This is a genomic window from Pseudomonas sp. MPB03, assembly GCF_046605385.1.
GTDB classification, from domain to species: domain Bacteria; phylum Pseudomonadota; class Gammaproteobacteria; order Pseudomonadales; family Pseudomonadaceae; genus Aquipseudomonas; species Aquipseudomonas zanjanensis.
In genome coordinates, this window is the sequence record NZ_CP176770.1 from 13,269 (window position 1) to 37,897 (window position 24,629).

25 protein-coding genes and 1 pseudogene are annotated in these 24,629 nt (G+C 61.5%); 14 read left to right on the plus strand and 12 right to left on the minus strand.

Translation table 11 applies throughout. The features are described from left to right. Positions 1-66: 66 nt before the first annotated feature. Together ACLH0I_RS00055 and dadA are read right to left on the minus strand one after the other, a co-directional pair. The gene (locus ACLH0I_RS00055) at positions 67-420 is read right to left on the minus strand and encodes a RidA family protein (protein ID WP_250964547.1); all 354 of its coding nucleotides are present in this window, start codon (positions 418-420) and stop codon (positions 67-69) included. Beyond that, entirely contained in the window at positions 392-1,696 is a 1,305-nt protein-coding gene (gene dadA, locus ACLH0I_RS00060; RefSeq protein ID WP_411385947.1) for a D-amino acid dehydrogenase, read from the minus strand. The genes ACLH0I_RS00055 and dadA overlap by 29 nt, the downstream gene beginning before the upstream one ends. A gap of 155 nt (positions 1,697-1,851) precedes the next feature. Here dadA and ACLH0I_RS00065 point away from each other — a divergent pair, with 155 nt between their 5' ends. Continuing rightward, positions 1,852-2,340, plus strand: a complete 489-nt coding sequence (locus ACLH0I_RS00065; RefSeq protein WP_003206849.1) for an Lrp/AsnC ligand binding domain-containing protein — start codon at positions 1,852-1,854, stop codon at positions 2,338-2,340. 152 nt (positions 2,341-2,492) lie between these two features. On the opposite strand, the gene ACLH0I_RS00070 is transcribed toward ACLH0I_RS00065, so the two are convergent. Continuing rightward, positions 2,493-2,846, minus strand: a complete 354-nt coding sequence (locus ACLH0I_RS00070; protein ID WP_003206850.1) for a YkgJ family cysteine cluster protein — start codon at positions 2,844-2,846, stop codon at positions 2,493-2,495. A 145-nt stretch (positions 2,847-2,991) separates the two neighbouring features. On the opposite strand from ACLH0I_RS00070, the gene ACLH0I_RS00075 reads away from it, so the two are divergent. Continuing rightward, positions 2,992-4,305, plus strand: coding sequence for an NAD(P)/FAD-dependent oxidoreductase (locus tag ACLH0I_RS00075; RefSeq protein WP_411385948.1), 1,314 nt, complete (start codon positions 2,992-2,994; stop codon positions 4,303-4,305). A gap of 116 nt (positions 4,306-4,421) precedes the next feature. On the opposite strand, the gene ACLH0I_RS00080 is transcribed toward ACLH0I_RS00075, so the two are convergent. After that, positions 4,422-4,667 (minus strand): DUF1127 domain-containing protein, encoded by a 246-nt coding sequence (locus ACLH0I_RS00080; RefSeq protein WP_411385949.1) that lies wholly within the window; start codon positions 4,665-4,667, stop codon positions 4,422-4,424. A gap of 179 nt (positions 4,668-4,846) precedes the next feature. Here ACLH0I_RS00080 and ACLH0I_RS00085 point away from each other — a divergent pair, with 179 nt between their 5' ends. Together ACLH0I_RS00085 and ACLH0I_RS00090 are read left to right on the plus strand one after the other, a co-directional pair. Next, positions 4,847-6,280, plus strand: coding sequence for a PLP-dependent aminotransferase family protein (locus ACLH0I_RS00085; RefSeq protein ID WP_411385950.1), 1,434 nt, complete (start codon positions 4,847-4,849; stop codon positions 6,278-6,280). A gap of 61 nt (positions 6,281-6,341) precedes the next feature. Next, positions 6,342-7,907 carry a phospholipase D family protein gene (locus ACLH0I_RS00090; RefSeq protein WP_250964552.1) on the plus strand — a complete coding sequence of 522 codons (1,566 nt, stop codon included), beginning with the start codon at positions 6,342-6,344 and terminating at the stop codon, positions 7,905-7,907. Positions 7,908-8,048: 141 nt separating this feature from the next. Here ACLH0I_RS00090 and ACLH0I_RS00095 read toward each other — a convergent pair whose 3' ends face one another. Continuing rightward, positions 8,049-9,191, minus strand: coding sequence for an MFS transporter (locus ACLH0I_RS00095; RefSeq protein WP_411385951.1), 1,143 nt, complete (start codon positions 9,189-9,191; stop codon positions 8,049-8,051). 325 nt (positions 9,192-9,516) lie between these two features. After that, positions 9,517-11,010 carry an aldehyde dehydrogenase gene (locus tag ACLH0I_RS00100; protein ID WP_003206859.1) on the minus strand — a complete coding sequence of 498 codons (1,494 nt, stop codon included), beginning with the start codon at positions 11,008-11,010 and terminating at the stop codon, positions 9,517-9,519. Between the two features lie 245 nt (positions 11,011-11,255). On the opposite strand from ACLH0I_RS00100, the gene ACLH0I_RS00105 reads away from it, so the two are divergent. Beyond that, a complete protein-coding gene (locus ACLH0I_RS00105; RefSeq protein WP_250964555.1) occupies positions 11,256-11,618 on the plus strand; it encodes a cupin domain-containing protein in 363 nt (120 codons plus the stop codon). A gap of 174 nt (positions 11,619-11,792) precedes the next feature. On the opposite strand, the gene rpmG is transcribed toward ACLH0I_RS00105, so the two are convergent. Further along, positions 11,793-11,948, minus strand: coding sequence for a 50S ribosomal protein L33 (rpmG, locus tag ACLH0I_RS00110; protein WP_003177274.1), 156 nt, complete (start codon positions 11,946-11,948; stop codon positions 11,793-11,795). An 11-nt stretch (positions 11,949-11,959) separates the two neighbouring features. After that, positions 11,960-12,193 carry a 50S ribosomal protein L28 gene (gene rpmB, locus ACLH0I_RS00115; RefSeq protein WP_003177273.1) on the minus strand — a complete coding sequence of 78 codons (234 nt, stop codon included), beginning with the start codon at positions 12,191-12,193 and terminating at the stop codon, positions 11,960-11,962. A 436-nt stretch (positions 12,194-12,629) separates the two neighbouring features. Between rpmB and ACLH0I_RS00120 the strand changes: the two genes are divergently transcribed. Further along, positions 12,630-14,216, plus strand: coding sequence for an ABC transporter substrate-binding protein (locus ACLH0I_RS00120; RefSeq protein WP_411385952.1), 1,587 nt, complete (start codon positions 12,630-12,632; stop codon positions 14,214-14,216). Positions 14,217-14,367: 151 nt separating this feature from the next. Here the strand turns inward: ACLH0I_RS00120 and radC are convergent, their stop codons facing one another. Next, positions 14,368-15,042: a RadC family protein gene (radC, locus tag ACLH0I_RS00125; protein WP_250964558.1), complete on the minus strand. Its 675-nt coding sequence runs from the start codon at positions 15,040-15,042 to the stop codon at positions 14,368-14,370. A gap of 145 nt (positions 15,043-15,187) precedes the next feature. On the opposite strand from radC, the gene coaBC reads away from it, so the two are divergent. From coaBC to argB, 4 genes and pseudogenes are all read left to right on the plus strand, one after another. After that, positions 15,188-16,396, plus strand: a complete 1,209-nt coding sequence (coaBC, locus tag ACLH0I_RS00130) for a bifunctional phosphopantothenoylcysteine decarboxylase/phosphopantothenate--cysteine ligase CoaBC (protein WP_411385953.1) — start codon at positions 15,188-15,190, stop codon at positions 16,394-16,396. A gap of 4 nt (positions 16,397-16,400) precedes the next feature. Further along, entirely contained in the window at positions 16,401-16,856 is a 456-nt protein-coding gene (gene dut / locus ACLH0I_RS00135) for a dUTP diphosphatase (RefSeq protein WP_186706889.1), read from the plus strand. 252 nt (positions 16,857-17,108) lie between these two features. Then, a pseudogene (locus ACLH0I_RS00140) lies at positions 17,109-18,512 on the plus strand (phosphomannomutase/phosphoglucomutase); the annotation flags it as partial. Positions 18,513-18,539: 27 nt separating this feature from the next. Continuing rightward, the gene (gene argB / locus ACLH0I_RS00145; RefSeq protein WP_003206871.1) at positions 18,540-19,445 is read left to right on the plus strand and encodes an acetylglutamate kinase; all 906 of its coding nucleotides are present in this window, start codon (positions 18,540-18,542) and stop codon (positions 19,443-19,445) included. Positions 19,446-19,619: 174 nt separating this feature from the next. On the opposite strand, the gene pyrE is transcribed toward argB, so the two are convergent. Then, entirely contained in the window at positions 19,620-20,264 is a 645-nt protein-coding gene (gene pyrE, locus ACLH0I_RS00150; protein ID WP_411385954.1) for an orotate phosphoribosyltransferase, read from the minus strand. Positions 20,265-20,346: 82 nt separating this feature from the next. Between pyrE and ACLH0I_RS00155 the strand changes: the two genes are divergently transcribed. Further along, on the plus strand, positions 20,347-21,126 hold the full coding sequence (locus tag ACLH0I_RS00155; protein ID WP_013694557.1) for an exodeoxyribonuclease III: 780 nt from the start codon (positions 20,347-20,349) through the stop codon (positions 21,124-21,126). A 177-nt stretch (positions 21,127-21,303) separates the two neighbouring features. On the opposite strand, the gene ACLH0I_RS00160 is transcribed toward ACLH0I_RS00155, so the two are convergent. Together ACLH0I_RS00160 and rph are read right to left on the minus strand one after the other, a co-directional pair. Continuing rightward, complete coding sequence (locus ACLH0I_RS00160; protein WP_186706896.1) at positions 21,304-21,672, minus strand: DUF4870 domain-containing protein; 369 nt, start codon at positions 21,670-21,672, stop codon at positions 21,304-21,306. Positions 21,673-21,702: 30 nt separating this feature from the next. Next, positions 21,703-22,425 carry a ribonuclease PH gene (gene rph / locus ACLH0I_RS00165; RefSeq protein ID WP_003177262.1) on the minus strand — a complete coding sequence of 241 codons (723 nt, stop codon included), beginning with the start codon at positions 22,423-22,425 and terminating at the stop codon, positions 21,703-21,705. Between the two features lie 265 nt (positions 22,426-22,690). Between rph and ACLH0I_RS00170 the strand changes: the two genes are divergently transcribed. The 3 genes from ACLH0I_RS00170 to rpoZ all read left to right on the plus strand — a co-directional run bounded on the left by ACLH0I_RS00170 (position 22,691) and on the right by rpoZ (position 24,618). Beyond that, positions 22,691-23,554, plus strand: a complete 864-nt coding sequence (locus ACLH0I_RS00170) for a YicC/YloC family endoribonuclease (protein WP_411385955.1) — start codon at positions 22,691-22,693, stop codon at positions 23,552-23,554. 12 nt (positions 23,555-23,566) lie between these two features. Continuing rightward, positions 23,567-24,187: a guanylate kinase gene (gmk, locus tag ACLH0I_RS00175; RefSeq protein WP_053126561.1), complete on the plus strand. Its 621-nt coding sequence runs from the start codon at positions 23,567-23,569 to the stop codon at positions 24,185-24,187. 167 nt (positions 24,188-24,354) lie between these two features. Next, positions 24,355-24,618 carry a DNA-directed RNA polymerase subunit omega gene (rpoZ, locus tag ACLH0I_RS00180; RefSeq protein WP_003177259.1) on the plus strand — a complete coding sequence of 88 codons (264 nt, stop codon included), beginning with the start codon at positions 24,355-24,357 and terminating at the stop codon, positions 24,616-24,618. The last annotated feature ends 11 nt before the right edge of the window (positions 24,619-24,629 follow it).

The following is a 24,629-nucleotide window of genomic DNA, read 5'->3' on the forward strand; positions in this document are numbered from 1 at the left end:
AAACCGGCGCGGGCTGACGGCATGAACCGCCCGCAGCGCCGGAAGAGGGATCGTTTCGGCCGGGGATTAAGGCAGCGCGGCCACGACGGACAGCTCCACCAGAATCTCCGGTTCACACAGCTTGGCCTCAACCGTGGCACGGGCCGGGGCGGCGCCTTTGGGCAACCATTGGTCCCAGACGGCATTCATGCCTGCGAAATGGGCCTCGATGTCCTTCAGGTAGATCGTCACCGATAACAGCCGCGTCTTGTCAGTCCCGGACAGGTCCAGCAAGCGTTCGATATTGGCCAGGCATTCGCGGGTCTGCTGCTCAATACCGGCGTTCATGTCGTCGCCGACCTGCCCGGCCAGGTAAACGGTGCCGTTGTGCACGACAACCTGGCTCATGCGGTCATTGGTGAGCTGGCGCTGGATTGACATGTTTTGCAGACTCCTGGGGTTTGCTGCCGTAACGGGAAATATCGAGGCCTTCGGCGCTGATCTGAGGCTTTTTCTTTGCCATCAGGTCGGCCAACAGGCGACCGGAACCACAAGCCATGGTCCACCCGAGGGTACCGTGGCCGGTGTTCAGGAACAGATTCTTGAACGGCGTGGCGCCTACGATTGGCGTGCCGTCCGGGGTGGTCGGGCGCAAGCCGGTCCAGAAACTGGCCTGGGCCAAATCGCCGCCCTGAGGATAAAGGTCGTTGACGATCATCTCCAGGGTTTCGCGCCGACGTGGGTTCAGCGAGAGATCAAAACCGGCAATTTCAGCCATGCCACCGACGCGAATACGGTTGTCGAAGCGGGTGATCGCGACCTTGTAGGTTTCGTCGAGAATGGTCGAGGTCGGTGCCATGGCCGCGTTGGTGATCGGCACGGTCAGGGAGTAACCCTTGAGCGGATACACCGGTGCACGGATCCCGAGGGGCTTGAGCAGTTGCGGCGAATAGCTGCCCAGGGCGAGCACATAACGGTCGGCGGTTTCCAGCTTGCCGTCGATCCACACGCCGTTGATGCGATCACCCGCGAAGTCCAGGCGTTGGATGTCCTGGCCGAAGCGGAATTGCACGCCCAGCTTCACCGCCATTTCCGCCAGGCGCGTGGTAAACATCTGGCAGTCGCCAGTCTGGTCGTTGGGCAAGCGCAAGGCACCCGCCAGGATGTCGGTGACGTTGGCCAGGGCCGGTTCGACCCGGGCGATGCCTTCGCGGTCGAGTACTTCGAACGGTACGCCGGACTCTTTCAACACGGCGATGTCTTTCGCCGCGCCATCGAGCTGGGCCTGGGTGCGGAACAGCTGCGTAGTCCCGAGGCTACGGCCTTCGTAGGCGATGCCGGTTTCGGCGCGCAGTTCGTCGAGGCAGTCACGGCTGTACTCGGACAGGCGGACCATGCGCTCCTTGTTGATTGCGTAGCGGTTGGCGGTGCAATTGCGCAGCATCTGCGCCATCCACAGGTATTGATCGATGTCGGCAGTGGCCTTGATCGCCAGTGGCGCATGGCGTTGCAGCAGCCATTTGATGGCCTTGAGCGGCACGCCCGGCGCGGCCCACGGCGAGGCATAACCCGGCGACACCTGACCGGCATTGGCGAAACTGGTTTCCATGGCAGGTGCTGGCTGACGGTCGACCACCACCACTTCAAACCCGGCACGAGCCAGGTAATAAGCACTGACGGTACCGATGACGCCGCTACCCAAGACCAGAACGCGCATGTTGATGCCCTCATCGCGGATAACCGCTGACGTTTGTTGTACATAGCTTTGATGGGCGCAGTGTAAAAAAGATCAGCCAGTGCTTTTCACTATATAAACACCTATATTTGGCGAGAATTCTCGGCAAAACCCCTTTTCATGGAGGCGCATCACCTGTGCGTACCAACACCCAGACCAAACGCGAGTTGGACAAGATCGACCGCAACATCCTGCGGATCCTCCAGGCGGACGGACGGATTTCCTTCACCGAGCTGGGGGAAAAGGTCGGTCTCTCCACCACGCCCTGTACCGAGCGGGTACGGCGCCTGGAGCGCGAAGGGATCATCATGGGCTACAACGCCCGGCTCAACCCGCAGCACTTGAAGGGCAGCCTGCTGGTGTTTGTCGAGATCAGCCTCGACTACAAATCCGGCGACACCTTTGAAGAATTCCGACGCGCCGTGCTGAAATTGCCTCACGTGCTGGAATGTCACCTGGTGTCAGGGGATTTCGACTACCTGGTGAAAGCACGGATTTCCGAGATGGCCTCGTACCGCAAACTGTTGGGGGACATCCTGCTCAAGTTGCCCCACGTGCGCGAATCCAAGAGCTACATCGTGATGGAAGAAGTGAAGGAGAGCTTGAACCTGCCGATTCCGGATTGAGCCTGGCTCAAGGCAATGGTTGCCTGGAGGACCGCTTTCGCGAGCAAGCTCGCTCCCACATCGTGCGGTGGTGATTACCCTCTTGTGGACAACGGAGTTCCATTGTGGGAGCGAGCCTGCTCGCGAAAGGCGCGACTCGGTATGCCAGACCGCTAGACCAACACCTGCCGAGTACTGGCCATGTACTCATGAATCTGCTTCTCCACCCGCGGATGAATCAGTTCCACCGGCCGCCGGCCATTGGGACACGGCAAGGTCGCCGTGGTGCCGAACAGCCGACAGATCAGCGGGCGTTCGTCATAGACCGTGCAACCGTTGGGCCCCAAGTGCACGCAGTCGAGCGCTTCCATGGCCGCATCCTGTTCGGCGCGGGTCTTGCGGGGCAAGCGGGCCATTTCCTCGGGCGAGGTGGTGACCGGACCGCAGCAGTCATGGCAGCCCGGTACGCACTCGAACGAGGGAATCTGCTGGCGTAGCGTGCGAATTTTTTGACTGTTGCAGCTCATCGAGACGGTTACCGAGAAGGACTGTCCGGGATTCTGCCTTAAAAGCCGCGGACCAGACAGCGCCAACCGACCGGTGTTGCCCGAGGAGGAATCCCCGGCTTATGCTCCGTAAAATTTCTCAAACAGAACAATCAGGATTACGCACATGAACGCCCGTGTTCAGCAACCTGTCCCGAACCACGCGCACGCCGCCTCTTACTACGCCGCCAGCAGCCTGCCACAACCGGACCATCCGGTGCTGCAGGGGGAGTTGCGGGTGGACGTCTGCGTCGTCGGCGGCGGGTTCTCCGGGTTGAACACGGCGATCGAACTGGCTGAACGCGGCATGAGCGTGGCGCTGCTGGAGGCGCACCGGATCGGCTGGGGCGCGAGCGGGCGCAACGGCGGCCAATTGATCCGAGGCGTCGGCCATGGCCTCGACCAGTTCGCGCCCATCATCGGCACCGACGGTGTGCGCCAGATGAAGCTCATGGGCCTTGAGGCGGTGGAAATCGTTCGGCAGCGGGTCGAGCGCTTCCAGATCCCTTGCGACCTCACCTGGGGCTACTGCGACCTCGCCAACAAACCCGGCGATCTGGAAGGCTTCGCCGAAGACGCCGAAGAACTGCGCAGCCTCGGTTATCGCCACCCGACCCGGCTGCTGCAAGCCGACGAAATGCACAGCGTCGTAGGCTCGGATCGCTACGTCGGCGGATTGATCGACATGGGCTCGGGCCATCTGCATCCCCTTAACCTGGCCTTGGGCGAAGCCGCCGCCGCGCAGCAACTGGGGGTCCGGCTGTTCGAACAATCGGCGGTCACGCGTATCGACTACGGCCCTGAAGTGAAGGTGCATACCCAACAGGGCTCGGTCCACGCCAAGACACTGGTCCTGGGCTGCAACGCCTACCTCAACGGACTCAACCCGCAACTCGGCGGTAAAGTGTTGCCGGCCGGCAGCTACATCATCGCCACTGAACCCTTGAGCCAGGCGCAGGCACAGGCGTTGTTGCCGCAGAACATGGCCGTCTGCGACCAACGGGTGGCATTGGATTACTACCGGCTTTCGGCCGATCGTCGCTTGTTGTTCGGCGGGGCCTGTCACTATTCCGGCCGCGACCCGCAGGACATTGGCGCCTACATGCGTCCGAAGATGCTCAAGGTGTTCCCGCAGTTGGCAGGCGTGAAAATCGACTATCAATGGGGCGGGATGATTGGCATCGGTGCCAACCGCTTGCCGCAGATCGGCCGGCTCAAGGACCAACCCAATGTGTATTACGCCCAAGCCTATTCCGGCCACGGCGTGAACGCCACGCACCTGGCTGGCAAATTGTTGGCCGAAGCCATCAGCGGGCAGCAGAGCAGCGGTTTCGACCTGTTCGCCCAGGTCCCGCACATGACCTTCCCGGGTGGCAAGCATTTGCGCTCACCGTTGTTGGCGTTGGGGATGTTGTGGCATCGGTTGAAAGAGTTGGTCTAGCCCAAAACCGTGGCGAGGGAGCTTGCTCCCGCTGGGTTGCGCAGCGACCCTACGATTTTGCGGTCGCTGCGCAACCGAACGGGAGCAAGCTCCCTCGCCACAGGTTCTTGATCACTTCAAAGCCGCCAGAACGGCTTCAGCCCCTCCTCCCGCGCCTGCTCTCGGCTCAGCCCGACGTCACGCAACTGTTCGGGTGTAAGTTCCAACAAGGCCTTGCGTGTATGCAGACGATGCCAGAACAGGCCCCAGCGACCCAGGCCGGACGGTGCATTGCGCAATGTTGCGCTGCGCAGCCCTTTCTCTTGCCCTGCCGCCAGTTCCTGACTGTGTAACGTCAGCCGCACATCGCTCAAGCCGTTCATTTTGATCGCTCCTGTTTACTTGGGTAGCCAGAGGTTTCATGATGCGCGGACGGCTAAAAGCAATACAGATTCAACCCAATTCTTTTATAAGCATACAGATTTGGTATTTCCGGCACTGAATCGTCATTTTCCAACCCAACTGTATCGGTTGCAGTTGTTCATCTCATCGGGAGCGCACCATGACCCTCTATGTGAACCTCGCCGAACTGCTCGGCACCCGCATCGAACAGGGCTTCTACCGTCCTGGCGACCGGCTGCCTTCTGTACGGGCATTGAGCACGGAGCATGGGGTCAGCTTGAGTACGGTGCAGCAGGCCTATCGCGTGCTGGAGGACAGCGGGCTGGCGATGCCGAGACCCAAGTCAGGTTATTTCGTGCCCGTGAGCCGCGAACTGCCGGACCTGCCGGTGATTGGCCGCCCGGCCCAGCGTCCCGTGGACATTTCACAGTGGGACCAGGTGCTGGAACTGATACGCGCCGTACCGCGCCCGGACGTGGTGCAACTGGGCCGAGGCATGCCGGATATCCATTCGCCGACCATGAAACCGCTGCTACGCAGCCTGGCGCAGATCAGCCGCCGACAAGACATGCCGGGCCTGTATTACGACAACATCTACGGCAACCTTGCATTGCGCGAGCAGATCGCCCGGCTGTCGCTGGACGCCGGCTGCCAATTGGGCCCCAATGACCTGATCGTCACCACCGGCTGTCACGAAGCCCTGTCGGTCAGTATCCGCGCCACCTGCGAACAAGGCGATATCGTCGCGGTGGACTCACCCAGCTTTCACGGGGCCATGCAAACCCTCAAGGGCCTGGGCATGAAAGCCCTGGAAATCCCCACCGACCCGCTTACCGGCATCAGCCTGGATGCGCTGGAACTGGCGCTGGAGCAATGGCCCATCAAGGCCATACAGTTGACGCCCAGCTGCAACAACCCCCTGGGCTACATCATGCCCGACGCCAATAAACGCGCGCTGCTGAACCTGGCGCAACGCTTCGACGTGGCGATTATTGAAGATGATGTGTATGGGGAATTGGCCTACACCTACCCTCGCCCACGCACCATCAAGTCGTTCGATGAAGACGGCCGCGTCTTGCTCTGCAGTTCGTTTTCCAAGACCCTGGCGCCTGGCCTGCGCATTGGTTGGGTCGCGCCAGGCCGGTATCTGGAGCGGGTGCTGCACATGAAATACATCAGCACCGGCTCTACCGCGCCACAGCCGCAGATCGCCATTGCCGAGTTTCTCAAGGGCGGGCATTTCGAACCCCATTTACGGCGGATGCGCACGCAATACCAGCGCAATCGCGACGTGATGATTGACTGGGTCAGCCGCTATTTTCCAGCGGGTACCCGTGCCAGCCGCCCGCGGGGCAGCTTCATGCTGTGGGTGGAACTGCCCGACGGCTTCGATACGCTGAAGCTCAATCGGGTCCTGCTGGACCAAGGCGTGCAGGTCGCCGTCGGCAGCATTTTTTCGGCATCGGGCAAGTACCGCAACTGCCTGCGGATGAACTACGCTGCCAAGCCAACAGCCCAGATCGAAGAGGCTGTGCGCAAGGTCGGAGCGGCCGCCATCGCGCTGTTGAACGAAACCCAGCGCGATGTCGTCTGAACGTTAACCAGGGAAGCAGCACCCAACAGCCGATCACTACCAACAAGCGGAACGATCCTACGTGAGATCCAGACCGATCCTGCCTGCGTTGCTGTTAGTCGCCTCACTGCTGAGCGGCTGCGCCGGTCTTGATGTCACCCGTGAGCCCTCCCAGGCCTTGCCCGCCGCCGAATCCTCGTTCGGCCGCTCGGTCCAGGCCCAGGCCGCGCCCCACGAAGGACGCTCAGGCTTTCGGCTGCTATCGGACAGCACCGAGGCCTTTACCGCCCGGGCCGAGCTGATTCGCAACGCCCAAGGCAGCCTGGATTTGCAGTACTACATCGTCCACGACGGCATCAGTACGCGCATGCTGGTGGATGAATTGCTCAAGGCCGCCGACCGGGGCGTGCGCGTGCGGATCCTGCTGGACGACACCACCAGCGATGGCCTCGACCAGATCATCGCGACCCTTGCCGCTCACCCACAGATCCAGATCCGCCTGTTCAATCCGCTGCACCTCGGACGCGCTACCGGCGTGACCCGCGGTCTCGGGCGCCTGTTCAACCTGTCGCTGCAACACCGGCGGATGCACAACAAGCTGTGGCTGGCCGACAACAGCATGGCCATCGTTGGCGGCCGCAACCTGGGCGATGAGTATTTCGACGCCGAACCCAACCTGAACTTCACCGACATCGACCTGCTCGGCGTCGGTCCGGTGGCCGAACAATTGGGGCACAGTTTCGACCAGTACTGGAACAGCGCCCTGAGCAAACCTATCGAACAGTTCCTGTCCCACCGCCCCACGCCCAAGGACCTGGCCAACAGTCGGCTGCGCCTGCAAGAGTCGCTGGAGCAGACCCACAAGGAAAACCACGCGCTTTACCAGCAATTGACTGCCTACAAGACCCAACCGCGCCTGGATACGTGGCGTGACCAGTTGATCTGGGCCTGGAACCAGGCGCTGTGGGACGCGCCCAGTAAAGTGCTGGCCAAGGGTGAACCGGACCCGCAGCTATTGCTGACCACCCAACTGGCCCCCGAACTGACGGGCGTCAGCAAAGAACTGATCATGATTTCCGCCTACTTCGTCCCCGGCCAGCCTGGCCTGGTGTACCTGACCAGTCGCGCCGACGCCGGTGTGTCGGTGAGCCTGCTGACCAATTCCCTGGAAGCCACCGACGTGCCCGCCGTGCACGGCGGCTACGCGCCGTACCGCAAGGCCCTGCTGCAACATGGCGTGCGCCTGTTCGAGTTGCGACGGCAACCGGGCGACACCGGCGGCAGCGCTCACTTGTTCTACAGCAAGTCCTACGGCGAATCGGACTCCAGCCTGCACAGCAAGGCGATCATCTTCGACCAGCAGAAATCGTTCATCGGCTCGTTCAATTTCGACCCGCGCTCGGTACTGTGGAACACCGAAGTCGGCGTGCTGGTGGACAGCCCTGAACTCGCCGGACAAGTCCGTGAGCTGGCCTTGCAAGGCATGGCGCCGGCCTTGAGCTACCAGGCGAGGCTGGAAGATGGAACGCTTGTGTGGACCACCGAAGACAACGGCCAGACCCACGACCTGGCCCGCGAACCGGGCAGTTGGTGGCGCCGGTTCAATGCCTGGTTCAGCACGACGATCGGACTGGAGCGGATGCTTTAGAGGCGGACACGTCGCTTTTGTGGCGAGGGAGCTTGCTCCCGCTGGACTGCGAAGCAGTCCCGGCTTTGCGGTTGCTGCGCAACCGAGCGGGAGCAAGCTCCCTCGCCACAAAAGCCCCCTCGCCACAGGGGTTTCGGGTGTTCAAGCGGGTTGGGTGGTCCCAAACGCCCCCTGGCGAAACAGCAGGATCACCAGCCCGAACGCCCCCGCCGCCATGAACAAAGGCAGCGCATGGCCGCTGATCCATTGGCTGCCCGCCCCCGCCACCAGCGGGCCGACCAGGCAACCGAGCCCCCACAGTTGCGCGACATGGGCGTTGGCCCGCACCAGCGCATCGTCACGGTAACGCTCGCCGATCAGGATCAGCGACAACGTGAACAAACCGCCCGCGCTGGCGCCGAACAGCACCCACAACGGCCAGATCAGCAGGGTATCGATCAGCAGCGGAACCGCCAGGCTCGATAACATCAATGCCACCGCACACCCCGTCAACAGAGCCCGGCGAGACACGCGGTCAGCCAAGGCGCCGATGGGCAATTGCAACAAGGCGTCACCGACCACCACGGTGCTGACCATCGCCAGCGCGATGTCAGCCGTGAAACCCTGGCGCAGGCAATACACGGGCAGCAAGGTGAGGATCATCGCCTCGAACGCAGCGAACAACGAGACCGCCCAGGCAATCGCTGGCAAGCCACGGCAGAACGTCCACAAATCACTGAACGTGACGTTGCCGGCCTCACTGCTGGGCGCACCGCTGCGGCCCAGCAACAACAAAGGTGCGACCAACAGCAGACCGACGCCCACCCAGAACCCGTAGTCATGAACGGTCCCCAGCGCGCCCAACAGCAGCGGGCCGGACAACTGGCTCAGGGCGTAGCTGCTGCCGTACAGCGCCACCAGCCGTCCACGCCATTTTTCAATGACCAATTGATTGATCCAGCTTTCACCCAGGATGAACACCAAGGTCAGGACTACGCCGATCATCAGGCGCAACAGCAACCAGACTGTATAACTGGGCAGCAGCGCCAGGAGCCCGATGGACACTGCCCCGCCCCATAGGCACAGGCGCATCAACGCCGCCGTGCCGAACCGCGCCGCCAGACGGCTCGACACCTTGGCCCCGAGCAACACCCCCACGGCCGGCATCGCAGCCATCACGCCAATGGCGAACGAGCCATAACCCCAACCCTCCAGGCGCAGCGATACCAGCGGCATGCTCACGCCCAAGGCCAGGCCGACGCTCAGGACAGACGCCAACACGGCGAAATAGGTTGCCCAACGCATTTCCACGCTCCTGTGGAGGGTTATCGAATTCAGCCATCACTCAAAACACTGTGGGAGCGAGCTTGCTTGCGATGGCGGTTTAACATTCAACAACGTCGTCGACTGTCAGGCCGCTATCGCGAGCAAGCTCGCTCCCACAGGAAATCTGATGTGAGCACCACATCTTGTGCCCGATGCAACATCCGTGTGGGAGCGAGCTTGCTCGCGAAGGCGGAGAGCCAGTCAACTTAGCCGTTGAATGTTAAACCGCTTTTGCGAGCAAGCCCGCTCCCACAAAGGAATCAGCGCTGCATGGAGCCCCGGACAGGATCCGGGGCCGCCCGTGTCAGAGCTTGATCCAGGTCGACTTCAGCTCGGTGTATTTGTCGAACGCATGCAGCGACTTGTCGCGACCGTTGCCCGACTGCTTGAAGCCACCGAACGGTGCGGTCATGTCGCCGCCGTCGTACTGGTTGACCCATACGCTGCCAGCGCGCAGGGCCTTGGCGGTCAGGTGAGCCTTGGAGATGTCTTTGGTCCATACCGCTGCAGCCAGGCCATACGGCGTGTCGTTGGCGATTTCAATGGCCTGCTCGGCGGTGTCGAAGGCGATGACCGACAACACCGGGCCGAAAATCTCTTCCTGAGCGATCTTCATGGCATTGCTCACGCCGTCAAAAATCGTCGGTTCGACATAAGTGCCGCCGGTTTCTTCAAGGATGCGCTTGCCACCGGCCACCAGTTTGGCGCCGTCGCTGTGACCGGCCTCGATGTAGGACAGCACCGTGTTCATCTGCTGGGTATCCACCAGGGCGCCGACGTTGGTCGCCGGGTCCAGGGGGTTGCCCGGTTTCCAGCCCTTGAGGGCTTCGATCACCAGCGGCAGGAACGTGTCCTTGATGGAACGCTCCACCAACAGCCGCGAGCCGGCGGTACAGACTTCGCCCTGGTTGAAGGCGATGGCGCTGGCAGCGGATTCGGCCGCGGCCTGCAGGTCCGGAGCATCGGCGAACACGATGTTCGGGCTCTTGCCGCCGGCCTCCAGCCAGATGCGCTTCATGTTGGATTCACCGGAATAGATCATCAATTGCTTGGCGATCTTGGTCGAGCCAGTGAACACCAGCGTATCGACGTCCATATGCAGGGCCAGGGCCTTGCCGACGGTGTGGCCGTAGCCTGGCAGCACGTTCAGCACGCCTTTCGGAATGCCGGCCTCAATCGCCAGCGCGGCGATGCGGATGGCGGTCAGCGGGGATTTTTCCGACGGCTTGAGCACCACCGAGTTACCGGTGGACAACGCCGGGCCGAGCTTCCAGCAGGCCATCATCAGCGGGAAGTTCCAAGGCACGATCGCGCCCACGACACCCACCGGCTCACGGGTCACCAGGCCCAGTTGATCGTGCGGCGTGGCGGCCACTTCATCGTAGAGCTTGTCGATGGCTTCACCGCTCCAGCTCAACGCTTGGGCCGCGCCGGGCACGTCGATGTTCAGCGAGTCGCTGATCGGCTTGCCCATGTCGAGGGTTTCAAGCAGGGCCAGTTCTTCGGCATGCTGCTTGAGCAGGCCGGCGAAACGAATCATGGTGGTTTTGCGCTTGCTTGGTGCCAGGCGCGACCAGACGCCGGAGTTGAAGGTGGCGCGGGCATTCTCGACGGCACGCTGGGCGTCGGCCACGTCGCAGCTGGCGATCTTGCCCAGCAGGCGGCCATCGACCGGGCTGAGGCAATCGAAGGTTTCGCCGGACACCGCATCGGTGTACTCACCGTTGATGAAGGCGCGGCCTTCAATTTTCAGGTCGCGGGCGCGTTGTTCCCAATCGGCACGAGTCAGGGTGGTCATGCGTGTGTCCTCCTCTTATTGAGTACGAACGCCGCGCAATGCGCAGCGCTCAAAAGAATTCCGCCCGGCCAGCCTGCTTTCGGCGCTGTTCGGCGCTGCAATTGGTACGGGGCACCCGCCACCCTAAACCAGCGGCTGGTCATGTTTCAATATATTTGACACAACGGTGGCAAACGGCCTTGCGATGTTCGTTTTAATAAACATAGACTCGAGGCCTTTCCAAGCGATCACTGGGGATCACCCGCATGAGCATTCAGGACATCGTCGACTTCAGCCAGGCCAATACCACCGCCGAACGTTATCGCCCGGACCCGGCCAAGGTGTTCAAGGGCGATCCCGAACAAGCCGTATTCAACCACTACAGCAGCCCCTGTGGGCAAATGAACGCTGGCGTGTGGGAAGGCGCCGTTGGCCAATGGACGGTCAACTACACCGAGCATGAATACTGCGAGATCGTCCAGGGCGTTTCCGTGCTGCGGGACAACGATGGCAACGCCAAGACCCTGCGAGCCGGCGACCGTTTCGTGATTCCAGCGGGGTTCAAGGGTACTTGGGAAGTGCTGGAACCGTGCCGCAAGATTTATGTGGTGTTCGAGCAGAAGGTTTGAGGATTTGTATGGCCCGGGCCGGCCTCATCGCGAGCAGGCTCGCTCCCACAGGGACCTGGGGCGTCATAAGGTCCAGTGTGGAAGCGAGCTTGCTCGCGATGAGGTCCTGACGAAGGCAACAAAAAAGGCCCGTATCTCGCGATACGGGCCTTTTTTGTAAGAGGGAAAAATCAATTACTTGATTTTGCCTTCCTTGTAGATCACGTGCTTGCGAACAACCGGATCATATTTCTTGATCTCGATTTTGTCCGGGGTAGTACGCTTGTTCTTGTCGGTAGTGTAGAAGTGACCAGTACCGGCGCTCGAGATCAAACGAATCAATTCACGCATGATTAGCTCCCTTAAACCTTGCCATCGCGACGAAGTTCGGCCAGCACGACACTGATGCCACGCTTGTCGATGATGCGCATGCCCTTGGCAGATACGCGCAGACGCACAAAACGTTTCTCTTCTTCAACCCAGAAGCGGTGATGCTGCAGGTTCGGCAGGAAACGACGACGGGTTTTGTTGTTTGCGTGGGAAATGTTATTCCCAGTCACCGGACCCTTACCGGTAACTTGACAGACTCTCGACATGCCTCAGCCCTCTAAAACCACATGCCCAACCCGGCATGGGTTGGCCGCTTAATCTCTCAGTCATTTGGCGCCAGGCGCCGCGTTTCTTTAAGGGTCTTACCGGCTACACCTACAGTGAAGGAACCGGGCCCCTAGAAAAGAGCGCTGCTTTATACCAGAAAGACCACAGTGCAACAACAGCCGATGTGATTTGTCTTCCTGGAGAATCATCGGCCAACCGCCCGGGACGGCGGGGACAGAGGCTGGCACGGCCCCTTACCGCTCGTCGCTGCACGCAGGTTTTTTTCACTTGCGACAGGTTCGGGCCACTCAAACGTCGTCGCAGGGTGCCGGAAAATGCAAAAAGGGGATAGTCATTTGGCAGCGAGCCCACTAGGGTAGGCCTTTTCCAGACTGCACTCGCAGATGGGCCTTCGACTTGCACAGGAAACCGACCATGCGCCTCGCTGCCCTACCATTGTTGCTCGCCCCTCTGCTGATCACCCCGCAGGCCTTCGCCGCCGCCCTGAGCGTCTGCACCGAAGCCAGCCCGGAAGGGTTCGATGTCGTCCAGTACAACTCCCTGACCACCACCAATGCCTCCGCCGACGTGCTGATGAACCGCCTGGTGGATTTCGACACCGCCAGCGGCAAAGTAGTCCCCAGCCTGGCCGAGCGCTGGGAAGTCTCCACCGATGGCCTGACCTACGTGTTCAAGCTGCGGCCGCAGGTCAAGTTCCACCGCACCGATTACTTCACCCCGCGCCGCGACCTGACTGCCGAGGACGTGAAGTTCAGCTTCGAACGCATGCTCGATCCGGCGAACCCGTGGCACAAGGTCGCGCAAAGCGGCTTCCCCCACGCCCAGTCCATGCAGTTGCCGGCGCTGATCAAGAAAATCGACGCCCTGGATCCGCTGACCGTGCGCTTTACCCTCGATCACGCCGACTCGACCTTCCTGGCGACGTTGAGCATGGGTTTTGCCTCCATCTATTCGGCCGAATACGCCGACCAGTTGATGCAGGCCGGCATGCCGGAAAAACTCAACAACCAGCCGGTCGGCACCGGCCCGTTCATTTTCAGCCGATTCCAGAAGGACGCCTCGATTCGCTATAAGGCCAACGACGCCTATTTCGGCGGCAAGCCCCAGGTGGATCCGTTGATTTTCGCCATCACGCCGGACGCCAACGTGCGCCTGCAGAAACTGCGCCGCAACGAATGCCAGATCGCCCTGTCGCCCAAGCCGCTGGATGTGCAGGCCGCCCGGCAGGAATCGACCCTGAGCGTGGCCCAGACCGAGGCCTTCATGACCGCGTTCCTGGCGATCAACAGCCAGCATCCGCCCCTGGACAAGCCTGAGGTACGGCAAGCCATCAACCTGGCCTTCGACAAGGCCAGCTACCTCAAGACCGTCTTCGAAGGCACCGCCGAAGCCGCCAATGGCCCTTACCCACCGAACACCTGGAGCTATGCCAAGCACTTGCCTGGCTACGCCCACGACCCGGCCAAGGCCCGCGACTTGCTGGCCAAGGCCGGCTTGAAGGAAGGCTTCAAGACCACCATCTGGACCCGCCCTTCCGGCAGCCTGCTCAATCCCAACCCGAGCCTTGGCGCACAGTTGCTGCAATCGGACCTGGCGGAAATCGGCATCCAGGCGGAAATCCGCGTGATCGAATGGGGCGAACTGATCCGCCGCGCCAAGGCCGGCGAGCATGACCTGCTGTTCATGGGCTGGGCCGGCGACAACGGCGACCCGGACAACTTCCTCACGCCGCAGTTTTCCTGCGCGGCGGTGAAGTCCGGGACCAACTTCGCCCGCTACTGCAACCCGGATCTGGACAAACTGATCAGCGCCGGCAAGACCACCGGCGAACAAGGCGTGCGCGCCAAGCTCTACGAACAGGCCCAGGCCCAGATCCAGCAGCAGGCCCTGTGGCTGCCCCTGGCCCATCCCACTGCCTTCGCGCTTACCCGCAAGGATGTGCAGGGTTATGCGGTGAGCCCGTTTGGGCGGCAGGACTACTCCAAGGTCAGCCTCAAGTAACCCCAGCCCACGGACATTTGAAGTTGCAATGGTCCCTGTGGGAGCGAGCTTGCTCGCGATAGCGGCGCATCAGACACATCAATGCTGGCTGACCGACCGCTATCGCGAGCAAGCTCGCTCCCACAAAGGGCCTCGCTTCGTCAGACCCGGCCTACATCCACCCCCACTCCGCCATCGACAACGGCTCGCCATCGCCAACGATGAAATGGTCGAGCACCCGCACATCGATCAACTCCAGGGCCTCCTGGAGACGCTCAGTGAGCACACGGTCGGCCTGGCTGGGCTCGGCGTTGCCGGAGGGGTGGTTGTGGCACAGGATCAACGCAGCGGCGTTATGGGCCAGGGCGCGCTTGACCACCTGCCGGGGATGGACACTGGCGCTGTCGATAGAACCGCGAAACAGCGCCTCGAAGGTCAGCACCTGGTGCTTGGAATTGAGAAACAGGCAACCGAACACCTCGTGGGGCTCGTGGCGCAGCATGGACTTGAGGTATTCACGCACCGCGAATGGGCTTTCCAGTGAAGTCTTTTCCCGTGCCCGCTCAGCCAAATGCCGCCGACTCATTTCCTGGGCCGCCTGCAACTGGGCAAACTTCGCCGGCCCGAGCCCCATATGATTGCTGAATGTAATCTGATCGGCTTCAAGCAGCGCGCGCAGGCTGCCAAATTGAATCAACAGTTGTCGCGCCAGATCCACCGCGCTTTTGCCGGACACGCCGGTGCGTAAAAAAATCGCCAGCAGCTCGGCGTCCGAAAGACTTCCCGCCCCCAGCGCCAATAACCTCTCCCGCGGTCGCTCGGCCGCGGGCCAATCGCGAATACTCATGGCATCTCCCTGATTGTGGGCGCCGCTGTTCCGTAGCGGTCGCTGTGATATCGTAGCCCATCTTTTTTGCAGGCGATTTGCACCCTGGCAGGCTGCTGCCAAGGGGTTCGCCCTGCACTGACCACTGAAATCGAAAGGCAGGCCTATGCAGCGGCTGTATCGGAAACGCATCGTTCTGGGCGTCGGCGGCGGCATTGCCGCCTACAAGAGCGCCGAGCTGGTTCGCCGACTCATCGACCAGGGCGCGGAAGTACGGGTCGTCATGACCCGTGGCGGCAGCGAGTTCATCACCCCGCTGACCCTGCAAGCCCTGTCCGGGCACCCGGTCCACCTGGATTTGCTCGACCCGGCGGCCGAAGCCGCCATGGGCCATATCGAACTGGCCAAGTGGGCCGACCTGGTGCTGATCGCCCCGGCCACGGCCGACCTGATCGCCCGTTTGGCCCAAGGCATCGCCGACGACCTGCTGACCACCCTGGTGCTCGCCACCGACGCCGTGGTCGCCGTCGCCCCCGCCATGAACCAGGCCATGTGGCGCGACCCGGCCACCCAGGCCAACCTGCAACTGCTGGAAAGCCGCGCCCTGAAAGTCTTCGGCCCAGCCTCCGGCAGCCAGGCCTGCGGCGACGTCGGCATGGGGCGCATGCTCGAGGCTACCGACCTGGCCCAGTGCGCCGCCGATTGCTTCCAGCGCCAGGCCCTGACCGGCAAGCATGTGCTGATCACCGCCGGGCCGACCCAGGAAAACATCGACCCGGTGCGCTACATCACCAACCACAGCTCCGGAAAAATGGGCTTCGCCCTGGCCGAAGCCGCCGTCGAAGCCGGCGCCCGGGTGACGCTGATCACAGGTCCCGTGCACCTGCCGACCCCGGACCGGGTCACGCGCATCGACGTGGTCAGCGCCCGAGACATGCTCGCGGCCTGCGAAGCGGCCATCCCGTGCGACCTGTTCATCGCCTCGGCTGCGGTAGCGGACTACCGCCCCGAAGTCGTTGCCCCGCAAAAATTGAAGAAAGACCCTACAAGCGGCGACGGCCTGCTCCTGCAAATGGTGCGCAACCCGGACATCCTGGCCAGCATCGCCACCCGCCCCGACCGCCCCTTCAGTGTCGGCTTCGCCGCCGAGACCGAACACCTGCTCGATTACGCCGCCCGCAAGCTCAAGGACAAGAACCTCGACTTGATCGTCGCCAACGATGTGGCCAACCCGAGCATCGGCTTCAACAGCGAAGAAAACGCCTGCAGCGTGATCGACCGCCAGTTGCACGCCACACTTTTCGCCCAGACCAGCAAGAGCAAGATTGCCCGCCAGCTGATCACTTTCATCGCCGAACGTCTGAACCAGGTTTAATGTCATGCACGCTCTACAAGCCAAGATCCTCGACCCACGCATCGGCAGCGAATTCCCGCTGCCGCAATACGCCACACCAGGCTCCGCCGGCCTCGATCTGCGGGCGATGCTCAAGCAAGACACGATCCTGGAGCCAGGCCAGACCCTGCTGATTCCTACCGGCCTGTCGGTGTACATCGGCGACCCGGGCCTGGCCGCACTGATCCTGCCGCGCTCGGGCCTGGGCCACAAACACGGCATCGTGCTGGGCAACCTGGTGGGCCTGATCGATTCCGACTACCAGGGCGAACTGATGGTGTCGTGCTGGAACCGCGGCCAAACGGCCTTCAATATTGCCGTGGGCGAGCGCATCGCGCAGTTGGTACTGGTGCCGGTGGTCCAGGCCCACTTCGAACTGGTCGACGAATTCGACGAGAGCCAGCGCGGCGCCGGTGGTTTCGGACATTCCGGCAGCCATTGACCGCTCGATTGCGGGCCCGGCGTCCTGCCCGGCCCGTTCATGAAGCTTCTGTTTCAGGACAAAAAATGCGCAATGGCTTTCTGCTAGGTTTCCCATCCGGAATCAATGTATTAGGCGAGCGAGGCCGGGGTACCGCTGTCTCATGGCACTTTCCCACCACGAACTCTCTGTCAAAAACGCCGTCATACCCTTCAGCTTGAGCCTGCCGACACCCAGTGTCGGCCTGTCCAGTCACTTTCCTGATAGAGCGCCCCGCCCATGAACACCCCAGCCGCAATCGCCCCGATCTTCCCTGAAAGCATTTTCCGCGCCTACGACATCCGTGGCGTGGTACCGGAAACCCTCACCGCCGAAACCGCCTACTGGATCGGCCGCGCCATTGGCTCCCAGAGCCTGGCCCAGGGCGAACCGAACGTGTGCGTCGGCCGTGACGGCCGCTTGTCGGGCCCCGAGCTGGTTGAGCAATTGATCAAAGGCGTTGCCGACAGCGGCTGCCACGTCAGCGACGTGGGCCTGGTGCCGACGCCCGCGCTGTATTACGCCGCCAACGTGCTGGCCGGTAAATCCGGGGTGATGCTCACCGGTAGCCACAACCCGTCGAACTACAACGGTTTCAAGATCGTTATCGCCGGCGACACCCTCGCCAACGAGCAGATCCAGGCCCTGCACACCCGCCTCAAGACCAATGACCTGAGCAGCGGCCAGGGCAGCGTGACCAAGGTCGACATTCTCCCGCGCTACAACGACGAGATCGTCAAGGACGTGAAGCTCGCCCGCCGCCTGAAAGTGGTGGTCGATTGCGGCAACGGCGCGGCCGGCGTGATCGCCCCGCAACTGATCGAAGCCCTGAACTGCGAAGTTATCCCGCTGTTCTGCGAAGTCGACGGCAATTTCCCTAATCACCACCCGGACCCGGGCAAGCTGGAAAACCTGCAAGACCTGATCGCCAAGGTCAAGGAAACCAACGCCGACCTGGGCCTGGCCTTCGACGGCGATGGCGACCGCGTGGGCGTGGTGACCAATACCGGCAGCGTGGTGTTCCCGGACCGCCTGCTGATGCTGTTTGCCAAGGACGTGGTGGCGCGCAACCCCGATGCCGAGATCATTTTCGACGTGAAATGCACCCGTCGCCTGGTGCCGCTGATCAAGGAATATGGCGGTCGCCCGCTCATGTGGAAAACCGGTCACTCGTTGATCAAGAAGAAAATGAAGCAGAGCGGCGCCCTGCTGGCCGGCGAAATGAGCGGCCACATCTTCTTCAAGGAACGCTGGTTCGGTTTCGACGATGGCATCTACAGCGCCGCGCGCCTGCTGGAGATCCTCAGCAAGGAAAAATCCACGGCCGAAGAACTGTTCGCGACCTTCCCGAACGATATTTCTACGCCAGAAATCAATATCCATGTGACCGAAGAGAGCAAATTCAGCATCATTGATGCACTGCACGACGCCCAGTGGGGCGAAGGCGCCGAACTGACCACCATCGACGGTGTGCGGGTCGACTACCCACAAGGCTGGGGCCTGGTCCGCGCCTCCAACACCACGCCGGTGCTGGTGCTGCGTTTCGAAGCCGACAACGAGGCGGAACTGCAGCGCATCAAGGACGTATTCCACGCCCAACTCAAACGTGTTGCACCTGATCTCCAACTACCGTTTTGATTTTTTGAAGCACTACCGGAGCCCTGAATGACCCTCGAACGCGAAGCCGCCGCCAACACCGCCAAGGTCCTGTCCGAAGCGTTGCCTTATATCCGACGCTACGTCGGCAAGACCCTGGTGATCAAATACGGCGGCAACGCGATGGAAAGCGAGGAGCTCAAGACCGGCTTCGCCCGCGACATCGTGCTGATGAAGGCCGTGGGCATCAACCCGGTGGTGGTCCACGGTGGTGGCCCGCAGATCGGCGACCTGCTCAAGCGCCTGTCGATCGAGAGTCACTTCATCGACGGCATGCGCGTGACCGATGCACAGACCATGGATGTGGTGGAGATGGTCCTTGGCGGCCAGGTCAACAAGGACATCGTCAACCTGATCAACCGCCATGGCGGCAGCGCCATCGGTCTGACGGGCAAGGACGCCGAGCTGATCCGGGCGAAGAAACTCACCGTCACCCGCCAGACCCCGGAGATGACCCAGCCGGAAATCATCGACATCGGTCACGTGGGCGAAGTAGTCGGCATCAACACCGACCTGCTGAACCTGCTGGTCAAGGGCGACTTCATCCCGGTCATCGCACCCATCGGCGTGGGTGCCAACGGTGAGTCGTACAACATCAACGCCGATTTGGTGGCAGGCAAGGTTGCCGAGGCACTGAAAGCTGAAAAGCTGATGCTGCTGACCAACATCGCCGGCCTGATGGACAAGTCGGGCAAGGTCCTGACCGGACTGTCGACCCAGCAGGTCGATGACCTCATCGCCGACGGCACCATCTACGGCGGCATGCTGCCAAAGATTCGTTGCGCGCTGGAAGCGGTACAGGGCGGCGTCGGCAGCTCGCTGATCATCGACGGCCGGGTGCCCAATGCGATCCTGCTGGAGATCTTCACCGACACCGGCGTGGGTACGTTGATCAGCAATCGCAAGCGTCCTTAAGCGATACCTGCAAAAAAAGACCCCGCTCAACCTGGTTGAGCGGGGTCTTTTTTTGCTTTGCTCCCTGTGGGAGCGAGCTTGCTCGCGATGGCAATTCATTATTCAGCATCAATGCTGGCTGACACACCGCTATCGCGAGCAAGCTCGCTCCCACAGGGGGATCGCGCAGGTCTTTTAGACGCCGAACTGCGCCCGATAAGCCTCAACTGCTGGCAAATGCTGCTTGAGCTGCGGATCATCGGCCAAAAATTCCAGCACCTGGTTCAGCGACACGATGCTGATCACCGGAATACCAAAGTCGCGCTCCACTTCCTGGATCGCCGACAGCTCTCCATTGCCGCGCTCCTGGCGGTTCAGGGCGATCAGCACACCAGCGGCCTTGGCGCCTTCCTGGGAACCGATGATCTGCATCACTTCGCGAATGGCGGTGCCCGCGGTGATCACGTCGTCGATGATCAATACTTCGCCGGCCAGCGGCGCGCCGACAAGGCTGCCGCCTTCGCCGTGGGCCTTGGCTTCCTTGCGGTTGAAGCACCAGGGCAGGTCGCGGTCGTGGTGTTCGGCCAAGGCCACAGCGGTGGTGGCAGCCAGCGGGATGCCTTTGTAGGCCGGGCCAAACAATACGTCGAACGGGATGCCGCTCTCGACGATGGCTGCGGCATAGAACCGGCCCAACTGCGCCAGGGCGGTTCCGCTGTTGAACAGGCCCGCATTGAAGAAGTACGGGCTGGTGCGCCCGGACTTGAGGGTGAATTCACCGAAGCGCAAAACGCCGCGATCGATGGCAAAGCGAATGAAATCGCGCTGATACGCCTGCATGAAAAAAGCCTCAAATACCGCGGATTTAGCTAAATAGGTACACGGCGTGTATCATACACGCACGTGATTTTTGGGGCCATTTATGCGGATCATCAGTGTGAACGTCAATGGTATTCAGGCTGCAGTCGAGCGTGGTTTGCTCAGTTGGCTGCAAGCACAGAATGCCGACGTCATCTGCCTGCAGGACACCCGCGCCTCCGCCTTTGAACTGGACGATGCAGCCTTCCAACTGGATGGTTACTTCCTTTATGCCTGCGATGCCGAAGTCCCCGCCCAGGGTGGCGTGGCTTTGTACTCGCGGCTGCAACCGAAGGCTGTCATCAACGGTCTCGGTTTCGAGACGGCGGACCGCTACGGGCGCTACCTGCAAGCCGATTTCGACAAGGTCAGCATCGCGACCTTGCTGCTCCCTTCGGGGCAGAACGGCGATGAAGATTTGAATCAGAAATTCAAGTTGATGGACGACTTCGCCCGTTACCTTGATAAACAGCGACGCAAACGTCGCGAGTACATTTATTGTGGCTCGCTGTACGTGGCGCAACAGAAGCTGGATATCAAGAACTGGCGCGACAGCCAGCAATCTCCTGGTTTCCTGGCGCCGGAACGGGCCTGGATGGACGAGATCATTGGCAACATGGGTTATGTCGACGCCCTGCGTGAAGTCAGCCGCGAAGGCGACCAATACAGCTGGTGGCCAGACAACGAGCAGGCCGAGATGCTCAACCTCGGCTGGCGTTTCGACTACCAGTTGCTGACGCCCGGGTTGCGCCGCTTCGTACGCAGCGCCCGCCTGCCGCGCCAGCCACGGTTCTCGCAGCATGCGCCGCTGATCGTGGATTACGATTGGACGCTGACCATCTAAGCACCATTCGTACCTACAAAAAAACCGACAGCGATGTCGGTTTTTTTGTAGGCGCTGGAAATCAATTGCGAGAGCGAGCTTGCTCGCGATAGCCATGTATCAGTCAACATTCATGTCGAATGTTGCACCGCTATCGCGAGCAAGCTCGCTCCCAAAAAAGCAATGCGCCACTGATCGTTATTTAACCAACCGCCAGGTAAACGGATACCGATACGGTTGCCCTTCATTGGCCTTCACGCCGCCAATGATGGTCAGTACCAGCGCACCGATGGCCACCAGGCCGAACAGGAAGAAGCCGATCACCACGATCATCAGCAGCAGGCTGATCGCCGCGGCGATCGCCACGGTGATCTGGAAGTTCAGCGCTTCCTTGCCCTGGGCATCGATGAACGGGTCGGATTCACGCTTGATCTGCCAGATGACCAGTGGCCCGATCAGCGAACCGAACGGAATGAAAATTCCCACTAGTGCAGACAGGTGACAAAACATCGCCCATTGCCGCACTTCTTTGCTCGGCTGGGGCAACAGGACTTGCTCATCACTCATGACATTCTCCTTGTCTGAAGCGCACAACGATCAGTCGGCCAAGGCGGCCTTTTGCAGTTCGAAGATCTCGTTCATGCCTTTCTTCGCCAGTTCCAGCATAGCGTTCAATTCTTCCGGCTGGAACGGCGCGCCCTCGGCGGTGCCCTGGACTTCGATGAAACCACCGGCGCTGGTCATGACCACGTTCAGGTCGGTCTCGGCGGCGGAATCTTCCAGGTAATCCAGGTCCAGCACCGGCTCGCCCTGGTACATGCCCACGGACACGGCGGCGATCATTTGCTTGAGCGGGTCACCGCCCTTGAGGCCGCCGCGCTTCTTGATCACTTTCAAGGCATCGACCAGCGCAACCATGGCCCCGGTAATGGAAGCCGTACGCGTGCCGCCGTCGGCCTGGATCACATCGCAATCGACATACAGCGTCACGTCGCCCAGCTTGGACATGTCCAGCGCAGCGCGCAGCGAACGACCGATCAGACGCTGGATTTCCAGGGTGCGGCCGCCCTGCTTGCCACGGCTGGCCTCACGCTGGTTCCGCTCGCCGGTGGCGCGCGGCAGCATGCCGTATTCGGCGGTCAACCAGCCCTGGCCTTGGCCCTTGAGAAACCGTGGTACGCCGTTTTCGACGCTGACGGTGCAGATGACCTTGGTATCACCGAATTCGACCAGTACAGATCCCTCGGCGTGTTTGGTGTAGTTGCGGGTAATGCGGATCGAGCGAAGCTGATCGGCAGCGCGACCACTTGGACGTTTCATAGGGAACACCTGTACAGAGGACGGAAAACTGCCGGACATTATAGAGCCGTGGGCCGCCAGAGGGCAGTTTAAAAAAGCTGACGCGACCGATGAACGCGCCCAAAGCCCCGGCCGACGGGCTGCAGCGGTTTGTTGCCGGAGCTGTTTGGGCGCTTGGGTCCCACTGCGCTACAATCCCGCGCCTTTGCTGTCCTTCAGCATTTATCCACAGATCCCAGGCCCCGCGACCATTGATTGTGGCCGGCCTGCATTGCGAGGAACCCCCATGGTGCACAGCATGACCGCCTTCGCCCGCGTCGAGAAAGCCGGGGCCCAAGGCACGCTGAGCTGGGAGCTGCGCTCGGTCAACAGCCGTTACCTGGAACCGCACCTGCGCCTGCCCGAGTCCTTCCGCGACCTGGAAGGCAACGTGCGCGAAGCGCTGCGCCAGGGCCTGTCCCGAGGCAAGCTGGAATGCACCCTGCGTTTCACCGAAGAAAGCACCGGCAAACCCCTGCAAGTAGACCGCGAGCGCGCCGCGCAGTTGGTCGCCGCCGCCGAAACCATCGCCAGCCTGATCAAAAACCCCGCGGCCCTGAATCCATTGGAAGTCCTGGCCTGGCCCGGCGTGCTGGTGGGTGACGCGAGCGACCCCCAGGCGCTGAACGCCGAAGCGCTGGCACTGTTCAACCAAGGCTTGAAAGAGCTCAAGGCCGGCCGCGAGCGTGAAGGCGCGGAGCTGGCCCGGCTGATCAACGAACGCCTGACCTCCATCGAAGAAGACGTCAGCACCCTGCGCGAGCTGGTCCCGCAGATGCTCGCCACCCAGCGCCAGAAGGTCCTCGATCGTTTCGCCGACATGAAGGCCGAGCTGGACCCGCAACGCCTGGAACAGGAAATGGTCATGCTCGCGCAAAAGAGCGACGTGGCCGAAGAACTGGATCGCCTGAGCACCCATATCATCGAAGTCCGCCGGGTGCTCAAGTCCGGCGGCGCGGCCGGTCGCCGCCTCGACTTCCTGATGCAAGAGCTCAACCGCGAAGCCAATACACTGGGCTCCAAAGCCTTCGACCCGCGCAGCACCCAGGCAGCGGTCAACCTCAAGGTGTTGATCGAGCAAATGCGCGAACAAGTGCAGAACATTGAGTAAGGCTAACCCGACATGACCCACAGCACCGGCACTCTCTACATCATTTCCGCGCCCTCGGGCGCCGGCAAGACCAGCCTGGTCAAGGCGCTGATCGACGCCGAGCCGCAGATCCGCGTCTCGGTCTCGCACACCACCCGTGCCATGCGCCCGGGCGAAGTCAACGGCGTGAACTATCACTTCGTCGACCGCGAAGAGTTCGTGAAGATGGCCGAGCACGGCGACTTCCTGGAGCGCGCCGAAGTCTTCGGCAACCTCTACGGCACGTCGCAAAGCTATCTGCAGCAGACCCTCGACGAAGGCCACGACCTGATCCTGGAAATCGACTGGCAAGGCGCCGAGCAGGTGCGCAAGCTGATGCCCCAGGCCCGCTCGATCTTCATCCTGCCACCGAGCCAGCAGGCCTTGCGCCAGCGCCTGACCAACCGCGGCCAGGACAGCGACGAGATCATCGAGGGCCGGATGCGTGAAGCGGTCAGCGAAATGAGCCACTACGTCGACTACGATTACCTGATCATCAACGACGATTTCGCCCACGCGCTGGACGACCTGAAGGCGATTTTCCGCGCCAGCCAGCTGCAACAGAAACGCCAGCAGCAACGTTTCGGTAAATTATTGGCCGAACTACTGGGCTGAACAGCCCTTCCCAAAACCGCTGCGACGGCTTTACATTGGTACTCGCAGCGCGCCGAGGGGTTTGGTTAAAAAATCAGCGCTTCCCTAAACGCTGGTGTTTTTTTAAACTGTCGAGTCCGCTCGCCCAACCGGGCAGCGCGCATATTGCATTCGCTCCGAGGAATACCATGGCCCGCGTAACCGTTGAAGACTGCCTAGAACACGTGGAAAACCGCTTTGAGCTGGTCATGCTCTCTACCAAGCGTGCCCGTCAACTGGCCACCGGCGGCAAAGAGCCATTGGTCCAGTGGGAAAACGACAAGCCTACCGTGGTAGCGCTGCGTGAAATCGCCGAAGGCCTGATGAGCTACGAGTTCATCGCCAACGCTGAGATCGTCGAAGACGAACCGCTGTTCGCAGCGTTCGAGGACGAGTCCAACGAGGCGGTCTAAGCCTATGCCTG

What these genes read in the sequence shown, in the direction of transcription:
- ACLH0I_RS00160 (WP_186706896.1), bottom strand. Translation starts at nt 21,672, where the DNA reads ATGAGTGATGAGCAAGTCCTGTTGCCCCAGCCGAGCAAAGAAGTGCGG.
- ACLH0I_RS00170 (WP_411385955.1), top strand. Translation starts at nt 22,691, where the DNA reads ATGGTGCACAGCATGACCGCCTTCGCCCGCGTCGAGAAAGCCGGGGCC.
- rpmB (WP_003177273.1), bottom strand. Translation starts at nt 12,193, where the DNA reads ATGTCGAGAGTCTGTCAAGTTACCGGTAAGGGTCCGGTGACTGGGAAT.
- dut (WP_186706889.1), top strand. Translation starts at nt 16,401, where the DNA reads ATGCACGCTCTACAAGCCAAGATCCTCGACCCACGCATCGGCAGCGAA.
- ACLH0I_RS00105 (WP_250964555.1), top strand. Translation starts at nt 11,256, where the DNA reads ATGAGCATTCAGGACATCGTCGACTTCAGCCAGGCCAATACCACCGCC.
- ACLH0I_RS00080 (WP_411385949.1), bottom strand. Translation starts at nt 4,667, where the DNA reads ATGAACGGCTTGAGCGATGTGCGGCTGACGTTACACAGTCAGGAACTG.
- ACLH0I_RS00100 (WP_003206859.1), bottom strand. Translation starts at nt 11,010, where the DNA reads ATGACCACCCTGACTCGTGCCGATTGGGAACAACGCGCCCGCGACCTG.
- pyrE (WP_411385954.1), bottom strand. Translation starts at nt 20,264, where the DNA reads ATGCAGGCGTATCAGCGCGATTTCATTCGCTTTGCCATCGATCGCGGC.
- radC (WP_250964558.1), bottom strand. Translation starts at nt 15,042, where the DNA reads ATGAGTATTCGCGATTGGCCCGCGGCCGAGCGACCGCGGGAGAGGTTA.
- rpoZ (WP_003177259.1), top strand. Translation starts at nt 24,355, where the DNA reads ATGGCCCGCGTAACCGTTGAAGACTGCCTAGAACACGTGGAAAACCGC.
- ACLH0I_RS00085 (WP_411385950.1), top strand. Translation starts at nt 4,847, where the DNA reads ATGACCCTCTATGTGAACCTCGCCGAACTGCTCGGCACCCGCATCGAA.
- rpmG (WP_003177274.1), bottom strand. Translation starts at nt 11,948, where the DNA reads ATGCGTGAATTGATTCGTTTGATCTCGAGCGCCGGTACTGGTCACTTC.
- ACLH0I_RS00070 (WP_003206850.1), bottom strand. Translation starts at nt 2,846, where the DNA reads ATGAGCTGCAACAGTCAAAAAATTCGCACGCTACGCCAGCAGATTCCC.
- argB (WP_003206871.1), top strand. Translation starts at nt 18,540, where the DNA reads ATGACCCTCGAACGCGAAGCCGCCGCCAACACCGCCAAGGTCCTGTCC.
- coaBC (WP_411385953.1), top strand. Translation starts at nt 15,188, where the DNA reads ATGCAGCGGCTGTATCGGAAACGCATCGTTCTGGGCGTCGGCGGCGGC.
- dadA (WP_411385947.1), bottom strand. Translation starts at nt 1,696, where the DNA reads ATGCGCGTTCTGGTCTTGGGTAGCGGCGTCATCGGTACCGTCAGTGCT.
- ACLH0I_RS00075 (WP_411385948.1), top strand. Translation starts at nt 2,992, where the DNA reads ATGAACGCCCGTGTTCAGCAACCTGTCCCGAACCACGCGCACGCCGCC.
- rph (WP_003177262.1), bottom strand. Translation starts at nt 22,425, where the DNA reads ATGAAACGTCCAAGTGGTCGCGCTGCCGATCAGCTTCGCTCGATCCGC.
- ACLH0I_RS00095 (WP_411385951.1), bottom strand. Translation starts at nt 9,191, where the DNA reads ATGCGTTGGGCAACCTATTTCGCCGTGTTGGCGTCTGTCCTGAGCGTC.
- ACLH0I_RS00155 (WP_013694557.1), top strand. Translation starts at nt 20,347, where the DNA reads ATGCGGATCATCAGTGTGAACGTCAATGGTATTCAGGCTGCAGTCGAG.
- ACLH0I_RS00120 (WP_411385952.1), top strand. Translation starts at nt 12,630, where the DNA reads ATGCGCCTCGCTGCCCTACCATTGTTGCTCGCCCCTCTGCTGATCACC.
- ACLH0I_RS00055 (WP_250964547.1), bottom strand. Translation starts at nt 420, where the DNA reads ATGTCAATCCAGCGCCAGCTCACCAATGACCGCATGAGCCAGGTTGTC.
- gmk (WP_053126561.1), top strand. Translation starts at nt 23,567, where the DNA reads ATGACCCACAGCACCGGCACTCTCTACATCATTTCCGCGCCCTCGGGC.